Consider the following 1531-nt stretch of genomic DNA (forward strand, 5'->3'; position numbering starts at 1 on the left):
GGGAACGCCGACGAGCGGTGCATGAAGGGGATTCGCTGCGGGCGATATCCCCCTCACGCACCGCTCGCGGAGCGGGTGCGGCTCAGTGACCGTGCTTGATCGCGGTGCGCAGGTCCTTGTTGAGCTGCGAGATCACGTCGAGCGGGATCTCCTTGGGGCAGGCCGCGGTGCAGGCGCCGATGTTGGTGCAGCCGCCGAAGCCCTCGTGGTCGTGCTGGGCGACCATGTTGACGACGCGCTCGTCACGCTCGGGCTGGCCCTGGGGGAGCAGGCCGAGGTGCGTGACCTTGGCTCCCATGAACAGCGACGCCGAGCCGTTGGGGCAGGCGGCGACACAGGCTCCGCAGCCGATGCAGGTCGCGACGTTGAACGCGCGGTCGGCGTCGTCCTTGGGCACGGGCACCGAGTGGGCCTCGGGCGCCGAGCCGGTGTTCACCGACACGAAGCCGCCGGACTGGATGATGCGGTCGAAGGCACCGCGGTCGACGACGAGGTCCTTGACGACCGGGAAGGCGTCCGAGCGCCACGGCTCGACGGTGATCGTCTCGCCGTCCTTGAACGAGCGCATGTGCAGCTGGCAGGTCGTGGTGACCTCCGGTCCGTGCGCGTCGCCGTTGATCATCAGCCCGCACATGCCGCAGATGCCCTCGCGGCAGTCGGAGTCGAACGCGATCGGCTCCTCGCCCTGGTCGTTGAGCTGCTCGTTGAGCACGTCGAGCATCTCGAGGAACGACATGTCGGGGGACACGTCGGAGAGCTGGTAGGTGTGCATCGCCCCGGCGGACGAGGCGTCCGGCTGGCGCCAGATCTTCAGGGTCAGGTTCATGCTCACTTGTAGCTCCGCTGCTTCATCTCGATGGCCGTGTAGACCAGGTCTTCCTTGTGCAGGACGGGGATGGAGTCCTCGCCGGCCCACTCCCACGCGGCGACGTACGCGAACTCGTCGTCGTGGCGCAGCGCCTCGCCGTCCTCGGTCTGGGACTCACCGCGGAAGTGGCCGCCGCAGGACTCGCGGCGGTTGAGGGCGTCGATGCACATGAGCTCGCCCAGCTCGAAGAAGTCGGCGACGCGGCCGGCCTTCTCCAGCGACTGGTTGAGCGTCTCGGAGCTCCCGAGGACCTTCACGTTGCGGTAGAAGTCCTCCTTGAGCGAGCGGATCAGGTCGATGGCCTTCTTCAGGCCGGTCTCCGTCCGCTCCATGCCGCAGTACTCCCACATGATGTTGCCGAGCTCGCGGTGGTAGGAGTCGACGCTGCGGGTGCCGTTGACGGACAGGAAGTGGTCGATGCGGCCCTGGACCGACTCGCGCGCCTCGACGACGGCGGGGTGGTCCTCGGTGATCGCCTCGAACGGCCCGTCCGCGAGGTAGTCGCGGATCGTGTGCGGCAGGACGAAGTAGCCGTCGGCCAGGCCCTGCATCAGCGCCGAGGCGCCGAGGCGGTTGGCGCCGTGGTCGGAGAAGTTGGCCTCACCGGTGACGAACAGGCCCGGGATCGTGGACTGGAGGTCGTAGTCGACCCACAGGCCGCCC

General features: G+C 68.3%; 1 protein-coding gene and 1 pseudogene. Both read right to left on the reverse strand.

Annotated elements, in window-relative coordinates:
* Window positions 1-82: 82 nt before the first annotated feature.
* Entirely contained in the window at window positions 83-826 is a 744-nt protein-coding gene (locus VLF38_RS10660; protein WP_325271242.1) for a succinate dehydrogenase/fumarate reductase iron-sulfur subunit, read from the reverse strand.
* Window positions 827-828: 2 nt separating this feature from the next.
* Window positions 829-1531 (reverse strand): annotated as a pseudogene (locus VLF38_RS10665) (fumarate reductase/succinate dehydrogenase flavoprotein subunit); the annotation flags it as partial.

It is taken from the genome of Nocardioides sp. (genome assembly GCF_035481145.1).
GTDB lineage: Bacteria > Actinomycetota > Actinomycetes > Propionibacteriales > Nocardioidaceae > Nocardioides.

Bases quoted from the DNA above. Each gene is read 5' to 3' on its own strand.
- VLF38_RS10660 (WP_325271242.1), bottom strand. From the start codon at position 826: ATGAACCTGACCCTGAAGATCTGGCGCCAGCCGGACGCCTCGTCCGCC.